Genomic DNA, 1,374 nt, shown 5'->3' on the forward strand with positions numbered 1-1,374 from the left:
TGATGGCATTCACGTTGAGGATAGGCAGCGTGAGGTCGATAAGACCCGACGTGCTCACCGTGGCTAAGTTGCCTGCGGCATCTAGTACGGAGACATCGATGTTTAGCAGACCTTCATTCAGATCGGCAGGAACAACAACCGCCCAAGTGCCGTCCGGTTGAACAGTTGCAGTCAGGTTTTGTTGTACTCCAAGCCCATCTAGCAATACGATTTCGATAACCGCACCAATTTCATCGGAAGTACCTGAAATAGTGGGGCGAAGCTCATTCGTTGTAGCGAATGCATCTAACGTCAGACCTGGGTCAGCAGTATCGATAGTGCCCGCAACGCTAACATCAACAATATTGCCTGCATCATCAAATACCTGAGCTTCAACTGTGATTGAACCATCAGGGAGGACTGGTAAATCTGTGCTCCAGGAACCATCGGCTTGAACAATCGCCGAAAGATTGTATTCAACACCATTGGAGTCGGTCACCGTAATGATAACGACTGTACCTATGCTGACGTCGGTAGAACCTGAAATGGTAGGCGAGTTGTCGTTGGTATAGTCGATAGGATCTATTGTCAGATTCGGCGCAACCGTATCGATCGTTGCGGTTACCCAAGCCGTTGCTGTATTTCCAGCCGCATCTGTTGCAGATGCCTGCACGGTAAATTCGCCCTCCGCGAGCGGAGATGGCACTTCTATGCTGAATGAGCCATCGGGCTGGATGATTGCACTCAAGTTCTGCACGTCACCATTAGCATCAGTCACGACCAGAGTTACAGTATCACCGGAAGGCAGGTCCAGGTTTCCAGAGATGATTGGCGTATTATCATTAAAGGTGGTTTGAACATTCAGACTCCCTGCTGGAGGCGTTGTATCAACCGTTCCCGATGTGCTGGTCGTAGCTGAGTTGCCAGCGATATCTGTCGCGGTAACTTCTACCGTATAAGTACCTTCGGCTAAATCTGCTGGCACATCGGCACTGAATGTTCCATCAGGCTGCACGATTGCCGTGAAGGACTGGCTGTCCCCATTGGCATCGGTAACAGTAATGGTCACTGATTCTCCGGCTGTCAGATCTGTGCTACCGGAAATTTCAGGCGTAGCGTCGTTATCCAGGCCTTCCGGGGCAAGAGTGACTACTGGCGCCGTTGTATCAACTTCACCATTTGAGTCTGTGGCAGTGGTGCTGTTACCCGCAGCATCGGTGGCCGTGGCTTCGACGACATAAGCACCGTCGGCCAGATCGGCAGGCACATCGGCGCTGAATGAACCGTCAGGTTGTACGGTTGCGGTGAAGGTTTGGGCGTCGCCGTTAGCATCGGTCACTGTGATGGACACGGTTTCACCGACAGGCAAATCAGTAGTTCCCGACACTGTTGGCG

1 protein-coding gene is annotated in these 1,374 nt (G+C 51.9%); it reads right to left on the minus strand.

Translation table 11 applies throughout. The features are described from left to right. The coding region (locus tag ACXAGX_RS20440; RefSeq protein ID WP_474840691.1) for an Ig-like domain-containing protein at positions 1-1,374 on the minus strand (1,374 nt) is incomplete at both ends.

Source organism: Alteromonas sp. ABV4_515 (assembly GCF_056160345.1).